We start from the raw sequence: 18,755 nt of genomic DNA on the forward strand, positions 1-18,755 counted from the left end.
ACTATAAAACTAAAATGTTATTAGTGCATTTCTTGTTGCATCTCCATTGGATTCATTTGTGGAGCGTCTGGCTCAATAGAAATCAATTCTACTTCAAAAATTAATGGCTCATTTGGACCAATTCCTGCTTGTGGAATTCCTTGCATACCATATGCTAATTTTGATGGTACAAAGAATTTGAATTTAGAACCAACAGGCATTAATAAGATACCTTCTTTCCATCCTTGTATAAGATTTGCTAAAGGAAAAATAGCTGGCTCTTTTCTATCAATAGAACTATCAAAAACAGTACTGTCTAACAACATACCTTTGTAATGTACTTTTACAGTATTACTTTCAGTAGGTTTTTGTCCTGTACCTGTAGAAATTATTTGATATTGTAATCCAGAACTTGTAGTTTTTACATCAGCTGCTGTACCATTTTTTGCAAAGAAATCTTTTTCTTTCTTTTTGTTGAATTCTGCTTGCTGATAAGCTTGTGGATTAAATTGTTTCATTAAGACAGCTGCAATGGTATCGCCTCCGAATAATTGTTTTTTACTATTCATTACATCATAGATTGCACGTGCTAATAATTCTGGGTTGATTGTACTATCTAGACCATTTTGTCTTAATTGTGATGCAATTTGTAGACCAACAGCATACGACACTGAATCCATTGATGTTTTTGGGTTTGCATTTTTATACGAACCACCAGACTTACATGCTGAAACTAATAATACAGCAATGCTTAAAATTAAAATAGAATACTTCTTCATTTTGGTTGATTGATTGATTAATTTATATTAATGTTTATGATTTGGATCTGAGTGGTCATGTTCTTGCTCTGGGTTGAATAATTGTGGTGCAATATTTTCTTTTGGAGCTTCAATACCTAATAGTTCAACTTCAAAAATTAAAGCTTCATTTGGTTCAATTACTGGAGGACTTCCGTTAACACCATAACCTAAACTTGGTGGTAAATAGAATTTGAATTTAGAACCCACTGGCATTAACTGCAAACCTTCTGTCCATCCTAAAATTACTTGATTCAATGGAAATGTAATTGGCTCTTTACCAATATTACCATCAAATTCTTTTCCATCTAAATGCGTACCTTTGTAAAATACTTTTACAACATCAGTTGCTAATGGTTTTGCGCCAGTGCCTAATGAAATCACTTCATATTGTAAGCCACTAGCTGTTTTTTTCACACCTTGTCTTTTACCATTTTCTTCAAAGAATTTGTCATTTACATCAGATTTTGCTTTTGACAATAGTGCTTGTTGATTTTGAAAGAATGTTTGTAAATACTCTTGGAATTTTTCTTCAGGAATCAAATATTTGCTTGAATTGTTGTAAGCATCTTTGAATCCTAAATTTAATCCTGATAAACTTGGATTAGTTACTGTGTTTTTTTGAATATCATTTACAATTTGTACACCAAGTATATAGCCAATTGAATCTGCAAGTGTTTTCAATTTTGGAGCTACTGTTGTCGTTGTTGTTTTTGGTGTTACTTTTGTCGTTGTTTTAGACTTTGTTGTTGAATTTTGTCCAAAGACTAATAAGCATATCGAAAAAGTAACAAATAGTACATTTTTTTGCATGTTAATAATTTTTGACAAAGATAGTTTAAGGAAACTATAAAAGCTAACAATTAACTTTTTTTCATAAATATTTTTTAAACAATTTCTGACAATCTTTTCAAGATTGGATACCAATGTACATTGCCTTTCTCAATGCCTAGACGAATAATGACTACTTTTTTAGATTCATTTATGAGCATCGTTTGTCCGTTAAAACCAGCTGCATAATATACATTGCTCAAACTATCATCTACTGAATAGTACCATGCATTGCAGTATCTTTCTTCTGATTTGCTTCTCATTGCTTCATCATCACATTGATTGAGCCAAGATTTTGGCACTACCTGTTTGCCATTATACATACCATTGTTGGCAATCATTACACCAAATTTTGCCAAATCTCTAGCAGTAGTATTTAATCCACCATAGTATTTGGGTACTCTTGTAAGTCGACTATCGACAGTAAAAAAAGAAGAATCTTGCATACCTAATGGTTCCCATATTTTTTCGTATAAATATGTAGTAAAACTCTTATCTTTTAATGCTTTCGTTATGCAATCTCCTAAAATTTGAGTATCTATAGATTTATACTTAAATACTTTTCCTGGTTTGTATGTAAATTTTGCATTTTCAATGGCAGATTGCAAATCTCTATTGTAATAAAATCTAACTGTTTGTAATAAATTTCCATATTCATCATAGTTTAATCCAGAAGTCATTTGGCAAAGATATTCTAGCTTAAGACTATCATACAATGGATTTTTTAAATTATCATAAAAAAAGGAAACTGGTAATTGGTTGCTTTCTATTATGCCTTCTTTGATTGCTATACCTAACAAAGCTGTAATAAATACTTTTGTAACAGAAAATACTTGGGTAATGTCGCCTTCTTTTACACCATTAAGGTATCTTTCAAAAATGATTTTACCATTTTTTACAATTAGAAATGATGTAGTATTTGTGTTTTTTAAAAATATATCTGTATATAAATTTTCTAAATATGTTGAAGAATCTGCCCAAAGTTGTAATTCTGGAATTTGTCTTAATTCTTTTTTTAATTCTGTTTTTTTTGTTGCTGATGGGATACTTAATGTATTGTAAAACTTACCATCAAATATACTTGGCACACGTAATGAATCATTTAATTTGAATACTAATATACTTAGCACAAATACTATTATAACTGTAAATATTTTTAATGCAGTTATTTTTTTATTCATTATTTATCTAATTTGATATTTATATTATAAGCAAAGCCAAGATTAAAATAGATATTGTTTAATGTAGTCTTTTGGTATGTTTCTCTATTATAGATATTGCTATAACCTTTGTATTTGTATTTATAGAAATCATAATCTACACCAACAGAAAAACCAAACTTATTTTTTATTAAATATCTAAACTTACAATCTAATCCAAGATAGATTTTCTTTCCTTTAGAATCAAAATATTCATCAGCAGTGTATCCACCAATTCTGAATGTTGGCATGATGTGCAAGTTTTTATTTTTAAGAAACTCAAATGAATATCCTATTGATGTTGCAATGACAAAGAAAAAAGAATTTTGCTTTGACAATAAACTTGTACCTTGTCTTTTGTAATTTTTTATAGAAAAAAACTGATAATGGATTCCATTATATAAATTCTTCCAAAAATTGGCTTGTAATGAAATTTGTAAATTTGATGCACTGTAATTTTTCTTAAGTTACGTTTGTCATCATATTCTATAAATTCAGTAAGGTTAATCCCACCAAATGTATCTAATTTGATTTTGTATTCACCGCTGTACAAATCATTCTGTATCATTGTAGGAATGGCATAAGTATAATTCATGCCAAATAAAATTCTAACTTTTTCTGGGTTAAATTTCTTAGTTTTTATTTTTAAATTTTCAGCCAATGATGCACTATCTACATTTTGAGCATAAAAATGAAAAAAAGAGAATAAAAATACTACTGAAATTATACTTCGAAACATTTCGTAAATATAATTAATCCCAATCAATTGATTGGGATTAATTAATTAAATATTCATTGAATTATTTATTCTTTAACGAACTTAGCTTGATGATTTTGTTGTTGTTCTTTATCTAGTAAATTTAAGATATACATACCTTTTGCAAACTGCATAGCATCAATTTGTATGATATTCATACCTCTTTCTACTTTCTTAGCCTCGTTTATCATATTTCTGCCAGTTACATCAAATACATTCAAGTCTAATTCAGTTGCTCTACTTGCTTGGTATTGAATATTCAATAAACCATTAGTTGGATTAGGATATATTTTCACTATACCATCATTAATTGCAGTATTGTTCTCTCCTAATTTGATATTAATAATCTCTGAATATTTGAATGTACCATCTGTATCGTACATTTTCAATCTATAGTAATTATCTCCAACTTGTGGATTTTCATCATTGAATGTATAATCAACTGGAATATTACTATTTCCAGCAGCTAATTTTTCTCCTATATATTCAAAATTGGTAGCATCATAAGATTTTTCAATTTCAAATTTCAAAGAGTTAATTTCAGATGCTGTTGTCCAATTCAATACATTGACTTCACCATCATTATAACCTGTAAATGATAATAATTCAATTGGCAATATAGTTGTTGGCGATGTTCCTTTTACAAACAATATTTGTCCTGCAGATGCACAACTTGCTTCATTTTCATCACTAATGATTTGTACTACATATTTTGTACATCTAGGTAATATATATGTTTGATTAAAGTTAGTTGCCGTAGTACCACCTAATACTTCCTCAAATACTGCACAATTCACAATTACTTCTTGATAATCTGGTGTACATGGTGTATTATCTTGCATCATTGACATTGCTGTTTTTCCGCAACCTAAATTTGTTAATGAGAATATCATTTGAACAGTATCAACTGGTGTACCATCACAATCTGTATTGAATGTAAAATAATTCACAGAGTTATTTGCTTCTGACAAACAATCATAATATATAGGATTATAGTCTGTACCATTGGTATTCATATTCCAACATTGTGGTTGGTCATAACCAATACTTGATGATGTACTACAAGGTAGTTTTGCAGGACAATCTACAGATAAGCAGAAACCAAATGTTACATCATTTGGGTTAGTTGGTGCATCTGCATTAAATACTTGTAAATATAATGTCTCGCCAGGGAAAGCAGCAACTGTCATATCAACATCATTACCAAATCCACCAGAACCACAATTCACTTGTTGTAAGACACCACTGCAACCACTAGGTGCTCTATATATTCCAATATGTTGATCTGAATTATTTATTCCTGCTATAGATGAATATTCATCATTCCCTTGTATTCTAATTCCTGTAGCACTCAATGGAACAGTGAATTTAAACCAATAGTCATTACAGTTACTTTCTCCATTACAACCAATAGCTGTTGCTGTTTTAGTTGCTTGGTCTATATCTGTTGCTGTATCTTTTACAACATATATTTTGGTAAGATATTGTCCATCAGAAGAACATGGTCCAAATGCAGCACTTCTTATATGTTGTGTAACATCTTCTGCTCCACAAGGCTCGTCGTTTGCTGGGGCTACATTTTCAGCATATAAATCATTAATTACAAAATCCCAAGTTCCTCTATCAGTAAAAAGGTCATTACCATCAAATTGGATATAATAAGTTTTACCTGGAGACAAACATCTAAAGTCAGTACTTCCCAATCCACTTGTTAAAAATCCTGATGACTCATTTAACATTAATCCTGTAAATCCATTTGTAGCACAATTATAACCTGTTGGTGCTTCATATAAATTCATATTTACTGACAACAATAAAGGTACGCTGAAGTTTGATAAGGTTAATCTTACTTCTCCAGAAGCAGGTGCAACAAATTGATACCATAATGTTTCGTCATAAGAACTACCATTTGATGGAGTTTGTGGCATTGGCGAAACATTTGGCTCATTTGCTTGTGATGTAGCACATCTGTTATCAGCATTATATGTCGTTCCAATATTCGCTGTTGGCGCAGTACAAATATTATCAGCTGGATTAGTTGTACCTGATGTAAATTGTACAGAAACACTAAAGTTATTTCCTACATCGCCACCTAATACGCCATCAATACCTTGAATTTGCACATAGTATGTTTTACCTTCTTCTATTTCCCAACATGCTAAACCTAGTGTTTCATTATTATTTAAATCTACATTATTAGATTCTTTAATTTGTGTCATATTGTTCCATGTTGTTGATGTACAAACTGGAGCACCTGACGTATTATCCTCTCTCCAAACTCCAATATAAGCATTTATTGCATCTCCTGCACCATTGGTAACATTAATATTGTAAGTACCATCTGTGTTGCTTGCAACAAACTTATACCACAATGTATGGTCATAGCTACCATCAGTAATATCATCTAATGGTCCATCTGTTTCTGGCTCTCCAACCTGTTGTGTTGCACATGTATTATTTTGTGCAGTAAATGCTTTTGTTGTAGAAGTTGTAAATGTACCAAAATTACCAGATGTTGAAGTAGATGGGAATGCACCTGGTGTTGCACCAATACCACAAATATCATCATTTAATGGAGTTGTTTGATTTGAGTTTGTCAACTGAATATTAAAATTACCAACATCAACAGAGCCTACTAAATCATTTCCATCAATTTGTAAATAATATCGTTTTGATGTTTTCAAACATGGCCATGTTTCATCAATTTCATTACCTACTAATAATGTTGAAGAACCACTTGCAATTTCTTTTAATTGACTCCATGTTGGAATATCAGCTGGTGTGCCTGTGCAAGTTATTGTTGTTGTACTTGGCACTTCATACAATACATAATTAATTCCACCTAACATACCTGATGTTACATCTAATTGCATTCTAACACTTTGTTCTGCAGTTGGCACAAATGTGAACCAAACAGTTTCGTCATAATCATTAGAAGTCACATCATCTCCTGTTCCACCCATATTATTACTTGTATTTGGTTCTCCTGTTTCTTCCCATGAGCATTTATTAGTTCTATTTACAGCACTAGCCATACTAGTACTCAATGCTTCTGCACTACATATCAAGTCATTACTTGGTCCAGGATTTCCAGAACCATCATCAGAAACTGTAACGATAAAGTCACCTTGGTCTACAGTAAATGGTACATTATCATTACCATCAATTTGTATTAAATATCTTGTATTAGGTAACAAACAAGTAAATGATTCTGATGTAGAACTTACACCTGTAGAACTTGAACCTTCTTGAATTATTACTCTACTTGGTGCATTTGTTACTCTAAATGCTGGATTACCCATTGTTTGGTTGTAATAATACAATGTAAAGTTTGGTGAGAATGTACCAGAAATACTTGGATTGTCTGCAACAGTTATAGTTGTTACACCTGGATTATCAGATGTTGTAAAATAAAACCATACTGTTTCATCCTCTGCACTAAATATTGCAGTATGACCAGTTTCACTAGTTCCACAATAGTCTCCACTTTCATTATTTTCGCAAGTAGCACATATATTATGTCCATATCTTGATTTTGTACCGCCTGCTGGTAAAACATATAAACCTGGTGCTGTAACAGTACTATCCATTGGAAGTGCATTCACTAAATTATCATTAGAAGCACGTTTAGAATAATTTCCTAAATCTCTAACTTGTAAATTGAATAAAAAGTTATCTGTAGCTCCAGGTAATGTAAATCCTAATAATGACATATCAATACCATCAACTTGTACATAGTACCATGTATTTGGTTTTGCACATGGAATAGATACTTTTGCTGAATCTACTGTAACACCTGCTAATACGACAACGCCTGTATTTTCATCTAGTTTAGCAATTCCATTAAATGGATCTGTGGTACAAGAATTATCTGCGCCTATATATCTATACACTGCAATTTGTGGTGCAGCAATATAACCGTTAGAAAGAACGTCTCTTACTACCACTTCAATATCGCCTGGTGTTGCACTTGTTCTAAATTTAAACCATACTGTTTCGTCAGAACATGGTTCAGATTGCACACAATCTTGGTCTGTATTTGGTTCGCCTTGTTGCTGAGTAGCACAGAAATTATTTTCTAAATTTCTAATTTGACTACCACCAGCAGCTACAGTTCCCATATTTCTTGCATTACAAATATCATCATTTGCAACATCTAATCCTGGTGTAGCTGACATTGATATAGATATATCAAAATCACCCATATTATCACCAAATAATGGACAGGCACTTGAGCCTGCAACTCTTAACAAATATGTAGTCATTGGTTTAGGACAAGTCAAAGTAATTCTTTCATTTCTTGGATTAAGTGGTAAATATGGAATGTTTGTTCCTTCTCCAACTCTGTATAATCTATTAAATTTATTATTGCCTAAGTTTGTACAACCAGCAGCTGTATAATATGAATTTAAGGCTCCTGTATATTCATATAAGTCCATATCTGGATCAAAACAAGTACCACTTGGATTGGTTACATTAATCGTAATTTCTCCAGGTAATAGTGGTGGAAGAATTGGTCCAGTATTGAATGCATACCAAACCGTTGGTGTATTATCTGAATTAAATGGATTCAAATCCCATCCATTCATTTCTGGTTCGTTTACTTCTGTAGTTGCACATCTGTTATTATGTCTAAATGTTATACTTTCTCCATTTTGTAGGTATGTTGCATTATTAAAAATATTTATTGAACCAGATGGATTTTTAACTCTGTGTGCTTCACACATATTGTCATTTCCACCTGGCAAATCTGGATTTACTGTATAATCTACATTACTTGCGTAAGTTGGATCTGCTGGTAAATGTGTAATTTTTACTTTAAACTGTCCTGTCTCACAATCTGTTCCTGTGCCACCTGCAACATCTCTTAATGGATCACCACAAATAGCTGTAAGTAAAGGACCACAAGTTGTATTTCTATCTCCATCTACTTGTACCCAATACCATCTGTTAGGAACTAAACAATGCACCTCCATATCTTCACTTTGTCCTCCAAGTATTGGTGGATCATAATCTTCCATGATTGTAAATCCATTTGTTGCTAAACCATTACATGTTTGGTTTGGTATATCATACACTGCAATTCCAAGATCAATATCATTAACTTCTTGTAATGCTTCAATTCTTACTTTTCCAGATGCTGGAGCTTGGAATTTAAACCATAATGAATGTTCTACATTAAACTCATCTGTAGTTAAATCTGCCAAATTATCTTGATATGTACCTGTGATTTTTTCTGCAATTTTACCTGCACCTTCTATATTTGGTTCTATAGTTGCACAGCTATTGTTGAAAGCTACTGTTGTTACTGAACCATTAACTGCCAATGCATTTACTCCTGCAATTGTTGCAGCATCACAAATATCATCATTTGTAGATGCAGGAATTCCAGATACTTCTTGTACTGATATTCTAAAATCACCTTCTACATCTTCAAAATCTGCTCCTGCAACATAACTTGCATCACCATCAATCATGATATAATATGTTTCACCTGGTTTTAAACAGCTAACAACCATATACTCATCAAAGCCACAGCCTAATACACCTGGTAAACAAACACCTGTATAATCATCAGCATTTGTTGGATCTAATTCTATACAGCCACCATCAAATCCGAAACCACTTCTTAGTTCTGTTAATCTCCATTTATCAAAACAATTTGAAGTTTGGAATACAGCCAACTGTAAGTTTATATCTTGGTGATAGTCATCTTCTCCTCTTATTTGATCGATATTTTCTGCTCTAATTTTTACTTTTCCAGTTGATGGTGCAACGAAAGAAGCCCAAACAGTTTTATCTGTAGAAGAATTTCTTGCGCCCCATTGATATGGTAATGGATCTCCAATTGATGTAGCACATCTATTGGTCATTTTTTCCATGATAATGAACTGTAACCTAAGCTTGCATTTTGAGAGAACCTAAATTGTATGCAAAGCATGGTTCATCATGTATATAATCGAAATTTCTAATTCCTAATCCAGTGTAAGGTGAAATATTTGTAGCAGTATTGTCTGGATTTACTAAACCTAATGCTGCATCTTTTATTTGTAATTTAAAATACCCCATTACACAATCGCCCGCATCTAATAAATCACAAGTTAAATAATCTCCTCCATCAACTTGAAGATAATAATATTTATTTGGATCTAAACAAGTTGCAATAAAGCTATTACCCTCGTTACAAAATGCACCACCAAATGCACTACTTCCACCACATGTATTATATATGTCGTATGCAAAAAGTACATTTGTTGATAGCCCAGAACAAGCACCTATACCTGCCTCTGTTAATTCACAGTCTTTATGGTCTTGTGCTAAAATTGGTGTCCATAAATAACGTGGGTCTGAGCAATGTGTATTTGTTCCATTACCTAAGATAGGTTCCCAAATAGCCATTTGTATATCTAAGTCATCATCAACACCTGGTGAACCTGCTGGTGCTGATTGTGCTGTAATTAATACAGAACCTGACAAAGGTGGTTTAAATCTAAACCATACGTCTGCTTCTAGTTCTTGTGAAAAATCTGCTCGCCATTGTACATCTGGTGTAGCACAGAAATTGTCATATAATGTTGCTGGTGCTAATTGTCCTCCATTTGGTACTGAACCTAAATCAATAGCATTACAAATAGAATCATTTATAGGTGCACCTCCTAAAGTAGGTGCTGTTTTTATGCCATATGTTCCATTGTCAAATGACCATAATCCTTCATAGCATAATGAAATTGCACCTGCATCTTTAATTTGTACATAATAAGTTGTGTTTGGTATTGGACATTTTAATCTAAATAAATCTTTGTAACAAGGTGCTCCAAATCCATATCCAGTAGTTGCTTCACACAAATCTCCTGGTATGTTCATTTCAGGTTGTACTGCCATCTGTGTCTGAATTGGGCACGATGCAGGAGTTTCTGGTAACAAGAAAGTAACTTCAGAATTAAATCCAACTCCACCATTATATGGTAATGGTTCTAAACAAAGTGTACCTCTATTTGCATCAGTAAGAATATTATCATTATTGTACCAATATATCCAATCTGGTACAGTAGTACCTGTTGTAAATTTATACCAAGTTGTTGCTGTATGTGTACCTCCACCTGTAATATTATCTTCTTGTTGGTTATTTGAACCTGGGTTTGATATATCATTTTCTCCACTTTCTGCAGCTGTACACTTATTTGTATGTGGTAATCCAAAGTAAGGAGCAGCTGTAAATTTATTACTAAGTGTCCAATTTACATTAGTTGATGTGCCTGCCGCTGTACCATTTTGTGTAATGATTCCTAAATCAACAGCATCACATAAGTTATCTGCAGCTCTAAATGCAGCTTTTTTAACTCTTAATGAAAAATCTACATAATCGCCACCTAAGCCTGTAACACTTGCATGATCAACTTGTACATAATATGTTGTATTTGCTTTTAAACAAAGATATTCTAGTTTAGCATCGCCAAAATCTAAATTTTGAGTATAATCAACTAAACTTAGATTAGAAAAACTTGCAGCATTTTCGGGTGTACATGTGCGAACAGTTGTTGCTGTTTGTTCATATACTGCAAAAGTTGGCCATGCATCTATTGATCCTCCAAGTCTATCTACCTCAAATGTATATACATGCGGTAATTGTGCCAATGGGTGAGATGTTGGATAATAAGCTGCTGGTGTAGTGAACTTATACCAAACTGTCTTATCAATAGATTGAGCTGGAAATGCATCAGGTTCTCCTGATGCTGCAACTGTTGCACAAATATTAGTTTGTTTATTAATAAATAAGTCTGTGTTTGTTGTGTTTGAGAGTGTTCCTAAATTTGTAGCATCACAGATTTTGTCTGGTCCTGCTGTAAAACCGTTGTCTGTAATTGTCATTGTAAAATCCATCATGTCACATGTAGAATACCAAGCATCGTCTAATTGCACCCAATATGTAGTATTTGGTTTAGGACATTCAATATCATAAACAGACTCATCACCCACATTTCCGATTAGTGGTACATCAATACCATTCGGATAATCACCATTAGCTAAGGTAATACCATTAAACCAATTTGTAGAAGAAGTCCAACCTGTACAATTTGTAGGTAATGCTGGTGTTCCGTCAGCTTCATAAACTTTTAACCAAGCACCTGTCCATGTACATAAAGCTCCACCGGAACCATTTGAACCACTTGCATTTATTCTTATTTTGCTACCTGGTGTACTTGATGTAACGAATTTAATCCAAACTGTTTCATCATCATTATCTACATTTGGCTCATCTAAAGCACATTGTTCTTGAGCTGTTGCAGATTTATTATTAAATGTTGGGATAGAAATTGTCTCGCCTAAATCTAAGGTATCATTATTAGTAATAGACTCTGTATGTGCAGCAGCACCACCATTTGTGGTACCTGCCAACCAAGCATTACAAAAATCATCATTGCTATTGAATGTGCCATTCCAATTTACTGCTAAGCTGAATATTCCTTCAGTTTCTAAAATTCCACCACCTCCGTCACAACGAATAAAGTAGGTTGAGTTTGGATGTAAATATCCAGTTTCATTAATTTCTGCATCTGTATCAAACACATTGGTTGCATCTGCATCCCAGCTATTTTTTTCATTTGTTAAATTAGACCAAGTAGGTCCTCCACAGACATTTCCGCATGCTTCATACAAGTATAAGTCAGGATCTATTCCATCTTGTTCTGCCATTCTAATATTTATATTTCTTGGCACAGTAGCACCAGTAGTAAAATAGTACCATACTGTTTTTTGTCCGCCACTTGGCTCTCCAGCTTCTGTACTTGCACATATATTAGATTGATTATTTAATGTTGCAAAAGAACCAGAAGTTGTATTTATATTACCTAATAATTTTGCATTAATTGAAGTGCCATTACATATATTATCTACACCATTTGTAGCATTATAACTCGAAATATTAACTTTAATTCGTCCAGCACTTCTTCCACCATTTAATATATTTGTACATGCATCAAAATTATACCCTGTACCTACTTGTAAATAATAATCTCTACCACCAAGTAAACATTCTGCACTAAAAGTACCACCGTCTGAAAAACACCATCTATCAAATGCTACTTCTGTAAGTCCAGATGTACCGGAACATGCGGCTGTTGATTTTAAATAAAGTGTTGCTGCAACATAATTAGCGTCTTCACCTGCTTCTTCGATATTAATATTTACTCCAGTAAGTCCATCAGTTGGTGTTGTAAACTTATACCACATAGTATTGGACATATCTCCTAAGCGTTGCTCGCCTGCTTGTGTCCCTAAACATGTATTATTATAATAAACATTACCTGTACTCGAATTCGAATTTAATGTACCAAAATCATGTGCATCACAGACATTGTCTTTACCTTGAGCAGTAGTTGAACCAACAACTGTAATTCTATATGTACCCTCATCCTCATTAGCATTTGGACAAAATACAGCGGTGTTATTTTGCCAGCCTGCTACTTGAACATAATATTTTGAATTTGGGTCTAAGCAAAATCTTCTATAAGAATTTAATGTATTCTCAAATGTACCATCTATTCTACAATTCACATTATCATCTCCATCTCCATCTCCAAGGTTTGTTAATTTGCTCCAATCAACACAAGAACGAGGAAATACATATGCAGTATCGTTTTGTTTCCATAACTTAAAATCTGCATCTAAATCATCTCCACCATAATCTCCATAAACATTTATATCTACATAAGCTGGAACAGTAGCTCCAGTTGTAAAGAAAAACCAATCTGTATGGCTATCTGCTAATCCAGGTTCTCCTGATTCTTGATTTGTTCCATTATTATTATCATTAGCAGCTAAAGTACCTCCTCCTGCTGGCATAGCTCCTAAATTCCCATTATTACCTGCATCATCTGCTGCTGCAATATAATTATTTGTGTTAGCACCAGTTGTTGTAGATCTACTTATGTTTGTTCGTCCACCATTTGCTGAAACTCTTATATAATATCTTCCTACAGAAATTGGACCTCCTATACTAACACTACCATTACCTGAACCTACTTCACATGATGTGTTGCAAGATGAAGATGCATCATAAAACACAGTTACTGTACCATTAGCTCCATTAAAGGTTAAATTACTTAAGTTAGTTGCTGATACATCAAAGTAGTACCAAGCATCTGTACATTGATTAACATCGTCTGTTCTATTACCTGATGTTATGTTTTTTGCTGTTGCACAGGTTTTATTATTTGTATAACCATTTGCATCAAGATTATTGCCGGCATAAGCACCTACAACTTCCCATCTGGATTTATAAGTAAATACTGGTGAGACATTGCCTCCACATGCACAACCAAATGCACCACTTGCTGCCGTAACAGAAACTGGATTTGCCAATGTAATATTTCCTGCACCTGCAGTAGCACTTGGATAAGCATATGAATTTGTTGAAGAAGGTGCACCACTTTCAATATCACAATTAGATACACCATCATCTTCTTGACCATAAAAAGTTACAGAAATATTACCTGTTGGCCAACAATCGGCACTCCAATATGAATTTGTACCCCAAATTGTTTTATCTGGATTCACAGTATTTGCACTGCTATTATCTATTTCGTGGCAAGCATTAGGTACTCCACCTCGCCATAGCCATTCCCATTCACTTCCATTACAAATACCGACTACATCATCACAATCTGTACCTGGAGTATTTGTAACCTCAATTACTTTCATTTTTAGCGTTTTCTGTGCGTAAGATTGTTGTATGCAACAGCATATAATAAGTAAAAATAATATTTTGTAAATGTTTTTCATTAGAATAGATTTATATGTTGAATAATTTATGTTTTGAATTTTTTGCTATAAAAATCATATCGTTTTTATCATTAATTTTGAATTCTGTATCATTTTCAATTAATAATTTTATTGAATTAGTATTTGTACCGAAAATCCTTAAAAGCTTAGCTAAAACAAAGTCTGTGAGCAATATATTCTGGTTTGCAACACTATGCTGTATTATAAAATAAGATAAAAAAGCAATTAGTATGTAGAGTTTATTCATATTCAAATAAAATTTGATGTTAATTCACAATTACTATAAGATAAAGATAAATAAAATTAACATTTAGTTGCTCTATATGCAAAAAATATTTGTTAAATAAGTGTTAATATACAAGTCTTAATGCTATAATTTTATCAAATATTAAAATGCGATAATCTGATTAATTTAATTTACAATTAGCTGAATTTCGACAATGTGGTCAGAAATGGAGCGGAAAATTGTCTTTTAAGTCAATAACCACGGTTGTTATGAGCAATATCATTGAAACTGTTTTCAATGATATTATCTTAGATAATGAAAAATCTAAAAAAAATGCCAAGTTTGTGGCTCTAATCACTTCCATAAAAAGGGAATAAGAAATGGAAAACAGCGCTATCAATGTTCCAATTGTTGTGTCTATTTTACAATTAAAAATAATGGTGTAACACTCAATAATCAGTTTATATGGTTTAAGAAATGGATAATAGAAAGACAGGTTTATAAGTATCTGATTAGAGATAGTGGTATGTCTCAAAGTAGTATTCAGCGACTGTTTAATAAGTATCTAAAATCAGCACCGACAGTAGCTATCCGTAGTAAATCTAAAGTACATTTACTTATAGATGGTAGTTATTTTAGCAATGGGTTATGTTTGATATTGTATTACGATCATGACATGAGATATGTTCAATTATATAGAGAAACCAATCAAGAAAAATATAAAGAAATTAAGGAGGATTTAGAAAATTTGAAGAAGTTAGGTGTCGATGTTTATAGTATTACATGTGATGGTCATAAAGCAATATTAAAAGCAATTAGAAAGGTTTTCCTAATGCTGTTATACAACGTTGCTTAGTACATATAAAACGTCAAACACGTAATTATTTAAGCGCTCAACCCAAAACAATACAAGCACAAGAGTTACTTCAATTATCTAACAAAATCACATCTATTAAATCAATAGAACAGAGTGCTTATTGGTTAGTCGAGTTTAAAATATGGTATGATAAAAACATGCTTTTTATTAACGAACAATCATATAAAGAAGACACAAAAAGATATTGGTATACACATGCAAAGTTACATGCTGCTTGTAGTCTAATTATCAATGCTATACCAGATATGTTCTCTTATTTAGATGATGCAGAAATACCTTATACAACCAATAGATTAGAAAATTATTTTACACATCTAAAAGAAAAACTAACGTTGCACAGAGGTTTAAGATTTGAAGCAAAGAAGAATTTTATAAAATGGTATTTACATCTTAAAAATAATCCGTAATGAGTTTTCTTAGCCATAATGTTTGCCGATATAAGAAAAATGACAGCCATTGCTGACTGTCATCTATCGTATAAACATCTATCTTATTGCTGGTAGGTTGCTCTCCAGCAGAGCCTACTTCCTCTTCAAATAGATATATAAAATTAAAACTAATTTATATCTAAAAAAAGCTCCATTTTTGACCACATTACCTGAATTTCAGTCTAATATAAAAATCTTATCATATACTAATAAATATCTATATGTATATATTAAAAATTAGATTATTAATACAAAGCAATTTGGTGAGAATTTATTTTTTATGTTAAAAAATGAACATATCGTGTCATGTTATTTTGAATGTATAAGTAACTTATTTATCTACAAAGTTTTATTTGCATATTGCGAGCAACCTTAAAATATAATGTATGCTCTACTTAAACAATTTATTATTTGAATTATTGATTAAAAAAAAGAACTCATCAATAAAAGCATCTTTGTTTATTGATTTATTTAAGACATCATTTGTAAAGTATGGTGTAAAGCTTTGAAAATATTTATCATCTGTTAGGAAATGTAATGCATTTTTTGTGTAGAATGCATTAAAAATAATACGTGCTAAATATATTTTATAATTGTATGCAAAACTTCCTCCTTTACTTTTGTATGTGTCTGGAAATTTTGCAAATTCAAACTCTTTGGATAATAAGAAAGAATCTGCTAGTATTATACATTGGTTATATGAACTATCGTTTTTAGAAAAGATTGAGTCTTGTTGTATGTGTAGTAATTTTATAATAGCTTCTCTATCTACTTTTGCTAAACTTTCCCATTCTTTAGCATATATTTTGGATATTTGCTTAGTAATTTCATTTTCATCTGTATTATTACTACTAATTGATACTATTTGATGCATTAATGAATCTGACAATACAATATCTTTCATTGATACATTGGCAAATATATTGTTAGCCAAGAACATTAATATTAATAAATAAAATCTATGCATAATTTGATTTTTTATAAAGATAGTTATGATTCAATATTGGTTGTTGTGTATATTACTAAAATATGTTAATTGTTAGTTAAAATAAATTTATGTACATTCAATACATAGATTAAAAAAAATGGTTTGCACAAGCAAACCAATTCTGTAAGTATTATTCTACTATGTTAAAAAACAAACATTCTTTATAAGAAATATTTGATTGAACATGCTAATCTATTGGCACAAGCTGACCATCTTTCATTATAAATATATAATGTTGCTTGGTGAAGAAATCATCTAATTCGTCTTCTATATCTTCTTCATCTTCTGTGCTGATGTTTGTACCATTGATTTTGATTGAATCTTGTGCTGCATTGACACTGATTGTCTTACCATTGATATTGATGACAACATTTGCTGAATCATTCTTGTTGGTATTAATATTTAAAGATAGATTTTTGATATCTTCTTTGTTCCAATTAATATTTAAATTATCTACATCGATATATTCTTCTGTGTGTTTATTCCATGCAATGATTTTTCCTTCTGGCACAAATACTTTTAGAATTAATCTTTGATTTCTGAATTTAAAGTCTTTTGTATTGTATTTAAAAAATGGATCAATGACTAGTTTGTTGTTTATTTGTGTTGTTTGGTGTTGTATTGATGTTGCATTTTTTAATGCTTCTTGCTCTGTTTTTCCATAGGCAGAAAACTCTTTTATTGTATAAAACTGATTATTGTTGCTTGGTAAAATTCTAATTTCTACATCATTTGTTATGTTATAATCTTTATTTATAAAATCCATTAAATCGCTAAAACTATTGATTTCAATATTTAAGTTTTCTTCTTCTAAATAACTTATATCAATTTTAAATGTATCGCCAATTTGTGCTTCTTGCAGTGGAACTGTTTGTGAAAGTTTTCTATGTTCTGCAAAGTATGTTGATGATTCTTTGGCTGAAATAAATAGAAAAATCATTCCAATAAAAAATAATGCAATTAATGGCAATACTACTTTCTTGGTCAATGGTTTATTGTTTTTAGAAAGCAAATGAATTGATGTGAGAATAATTCCAATTAATGATGAGATACCAACTAAAATACCACCAACTGATAAGAATGTACTGTAAATACTTGAGTCGAAGAAAAACTTATTGGCAATAGGCACACCAGCAAAAAGTGTTACAACAAACGAAACTAACGCAGCAAATATTGCAATAATGATAGATACAAAAATTAAGAATATAATTATCTTAAACAAAAATACAAAGAACCAAATAAATGCGTTTGCGACTTTTCCAAATATTGAAATTAATATGTTCAATGGATTGCTTGAATCAACTAAACCATCACTATTTTTTTTTTCTAAGTTGGAAAGATTGATTGGTTTTCCTTGCATTGCCAATTTCTGTGCCTTTGTTTTTGCTTCAGGCATAATTATCCAAAGAATTATATAAATAATAAGTGCTGTACCAAATGTAATGAATGGAGAAATAATAAATAATATACGTATCCAAATTGGGTCGTTGATACCAAAATATTTACTCAGTCCACTACAAACACCACCAATAATATTATCATCTACATCACGATATAGTTTTTTAGTTTCTGTTGTCTCATTATTGTCTGTTTTAGATTGATGTTGAGTTGTTTTTTGTTCTTCATTTTCTTCAAAATCTTGTGGTCTTCCCATCATGTTTATCACATTATTGGCATCAGCAACAGAAACAATTTTATCTTTTCCATTTTTGTAAAATATTTCTGCAAAACGTGCTTCAATATCTTGAATAATTTCATCTTTACCATCTTCATTTTGATAGTAGTTTCTAATTGAATTAAAATATTCAATTAGCAATTCATAAGCATCATCATTAATCGTAAATGATTGTCCAGCTAAGTTTATATTATAAGTTTTGTTCATGATATTGTT

At 31.5% G+C, this 18,755-nt stretch carries 9 protein-coding genes and 1 pseudogene; 1 reads left to right on the forward strand and 9 read right to left on the reverse strand.

Annotated elements, in window-relative coordinates; genetic code table 11:
* Positions 1 to 20: 20 nt before the first annotated feature.
* From IPK18_00390 to IPK18_00420, 7 genes are all read right to left on the reverse strand, one after another.
* Positions 21 to 758: an FKBP-type peptidyl-prolyl cis-trans isomerase gene (locus IPK18_00390; protein QQR98035.1), complete on the reverse strand. Its 738-nt coding sequence runs from the start codon at positions 756 to 758 to the stop codon at positions 21 to 23.
* 27 nt (positions 759 to 785) lie between these two features.
* Complete coding sequence (locus tag IPK18_00395) at positions 786 to 1,589, reverse strand: FKBP-type peptidyl-prolyl cis-trans isomerase (protein QQR98036.1); 804 nt, start codon at positions 1,587 to 1,589, stop codon at positions 786 to 788.
* Between the two features lie 74 nt (positions 1,590 to 1,663).
* Positions 1,664 to 2,788 carry a serine hydrolase gene (locus IPK18_00400; GenBank protein ID QQR98037.1) on the reverse strand — a complete coding sequence of 375 codons (1,125 nt, stop codon included), beginning with the start codon at positions 2,786 to 2,788 and terminating at the stop codon, positions 1,664 to 1,666.
* Positions 2,788 to 3,144 (reverse strand): hypothetical protein, encoded by a 357-nt coding sequence (locus IPK18_00405; protein QQR98038.1) that lies wholly within the window; start codon positions 3,142 to 3,144, stop codon positions 2,788 to 2,790. The genes IPK18_00400 and IPK18_00405 overlap by 1 nt, the downstream gene beginning before the upstream one ends.
* A 29-nt stretch (positions 3,145 to 3,173) precedes the next feature.
* Complete coding sequence (locus tag IPK18_00410) at positions 3,174 to 3,545, reverse strand: hypothetical protein (protein ID QQR98039.1); 372 nt, start codon at positions 3,543 to 3,545, stop codon at positions 3,174 to 3,176.
* Positions 3,546 to 3,610: 65 nt separating this feature from the next.
* On the reverse strand, positions 3,611 to 9,445 hold the full coding sequence (locus IPK18_00415; GenBank protein ID QQR98040.1) for a T9SS type A sorting domain-containing protein: 5,835 nt from the start codon (positions 9,443 to 9,445) through the stop codon (positions 3,611 to 3,613).
* Between the two features lie 16 nt (positions 9,446 to 9,461).
* Positions 9,462 to 14,264, reverse strand: coding sequence for a hypothetical protein (locus IPK18_00420; GenBank protein ID QQR98041.1), 4,803 nt, complete (start codon positions 14,262 to 14,264; stop codon positions 9,462 to 9,464).
* 680 nt (positions 14,265 to 14,944) lie between these two features.
* Between IPK18_00420 and IPK18_00425 the strand changes: the two are divergent.
* A pseudogene (locus IPK18_00425) lies at positions 14,945 to 15,855 on the forward strand (transposase).
* A 412-nt stretch (positions 15,856 to 16,267) separates the two neighbouring features.
* Here IPK18_00425 and IPK18_00430 read toward each other — a convergent pair.
* Together IPK18_00430 and IPK18_00435 are read right to left on the reverse strand one after the other, a co-directional pair.
* On the reverse strand, positions 16,268 to 16,843 hold the full coding sequence (locus IPK18_00430; GenBank protein QQR98042.1) for a hypothetical protein: 576 nt from the start codon (positions 16,841 to 16,843) through the stop codon (positions 16,268 to 16,270).
* A gap of 208 nt (positions 16,844 to 17,051) precedes the next feature.
* A complete protein-coding gene (locus tag IPK18_00435; GenBank protein QQR98043.1) occupies positions 17,052 to 18,746 on the reverse strand; it encodes a PspC domain-containing protein in 1,695 nt (564 codons plus the stop codon).
* Positions 18,747 to 18,755 lie beyond the last annotated feature (9 nt).

It is taken from the genome of Sphingobacteriales bacterium, from assembly GCA_016699615.1.
Taxonomy (GTDB): Bacteria; Bacteroidota; Bacteroidia; order Chitinophagales; family JADIYW01; genus JADJSS01.

Coding starts and splice junctions, on each gene's coding strand:
- IPK18_00410 (QQR98039.1), bottom strand. CDS start 3,545: ATGTTTCGAAGTATAATTTCAGTAGTATTTTTATTCTCTTTTTTTCAT.
- IPK18_00435 (QQR98043.1), bottom strand. CDS start 18,746: ATGAACAAAACTTATAATATAAACTTAGCTGGACAATCATTTACGATT.
- IPK18_00415 (QQR98040.1), bottom strand. CDS start 9,445: ATGGAAAAAATGACCAATAGATGTGCTACATCAATTGGAGATCCATTA.
- IPK18_00430 (QQR98042.1), bottom strand. CDS start 16,843: ATGCATAGATTTTATTTATTAATATTAATGTTCTTGGCTAACAATATA.
- IPK18_00390 (QQR98035.1), bottom strand. CDS start 758: ATGAAGAAGTATTCTATTTTAATTTTAAGCATTGCTGTATTATTAGTT.
- IPK18_00395 (QQR98036.1), bottom strand. CDS start 1,589: ATGCAAAAAAATGTACTATTTGTTACTTTTTCGATATGCTTATTAGTC.
- IPK18_00400 (QQR98037.1), bottom strand. CDS start 2,788: ATGAATAAAAAAATAACTGCATTAAAAATATTTACAGTTATAATAGTA.
- IPK18_00420 (QQR98041.1), bottom strand. CDS start 14,264: ATGAAAGTAATTGAGGTTACAAATACTCCAGGTACAGATTGTGATGAT.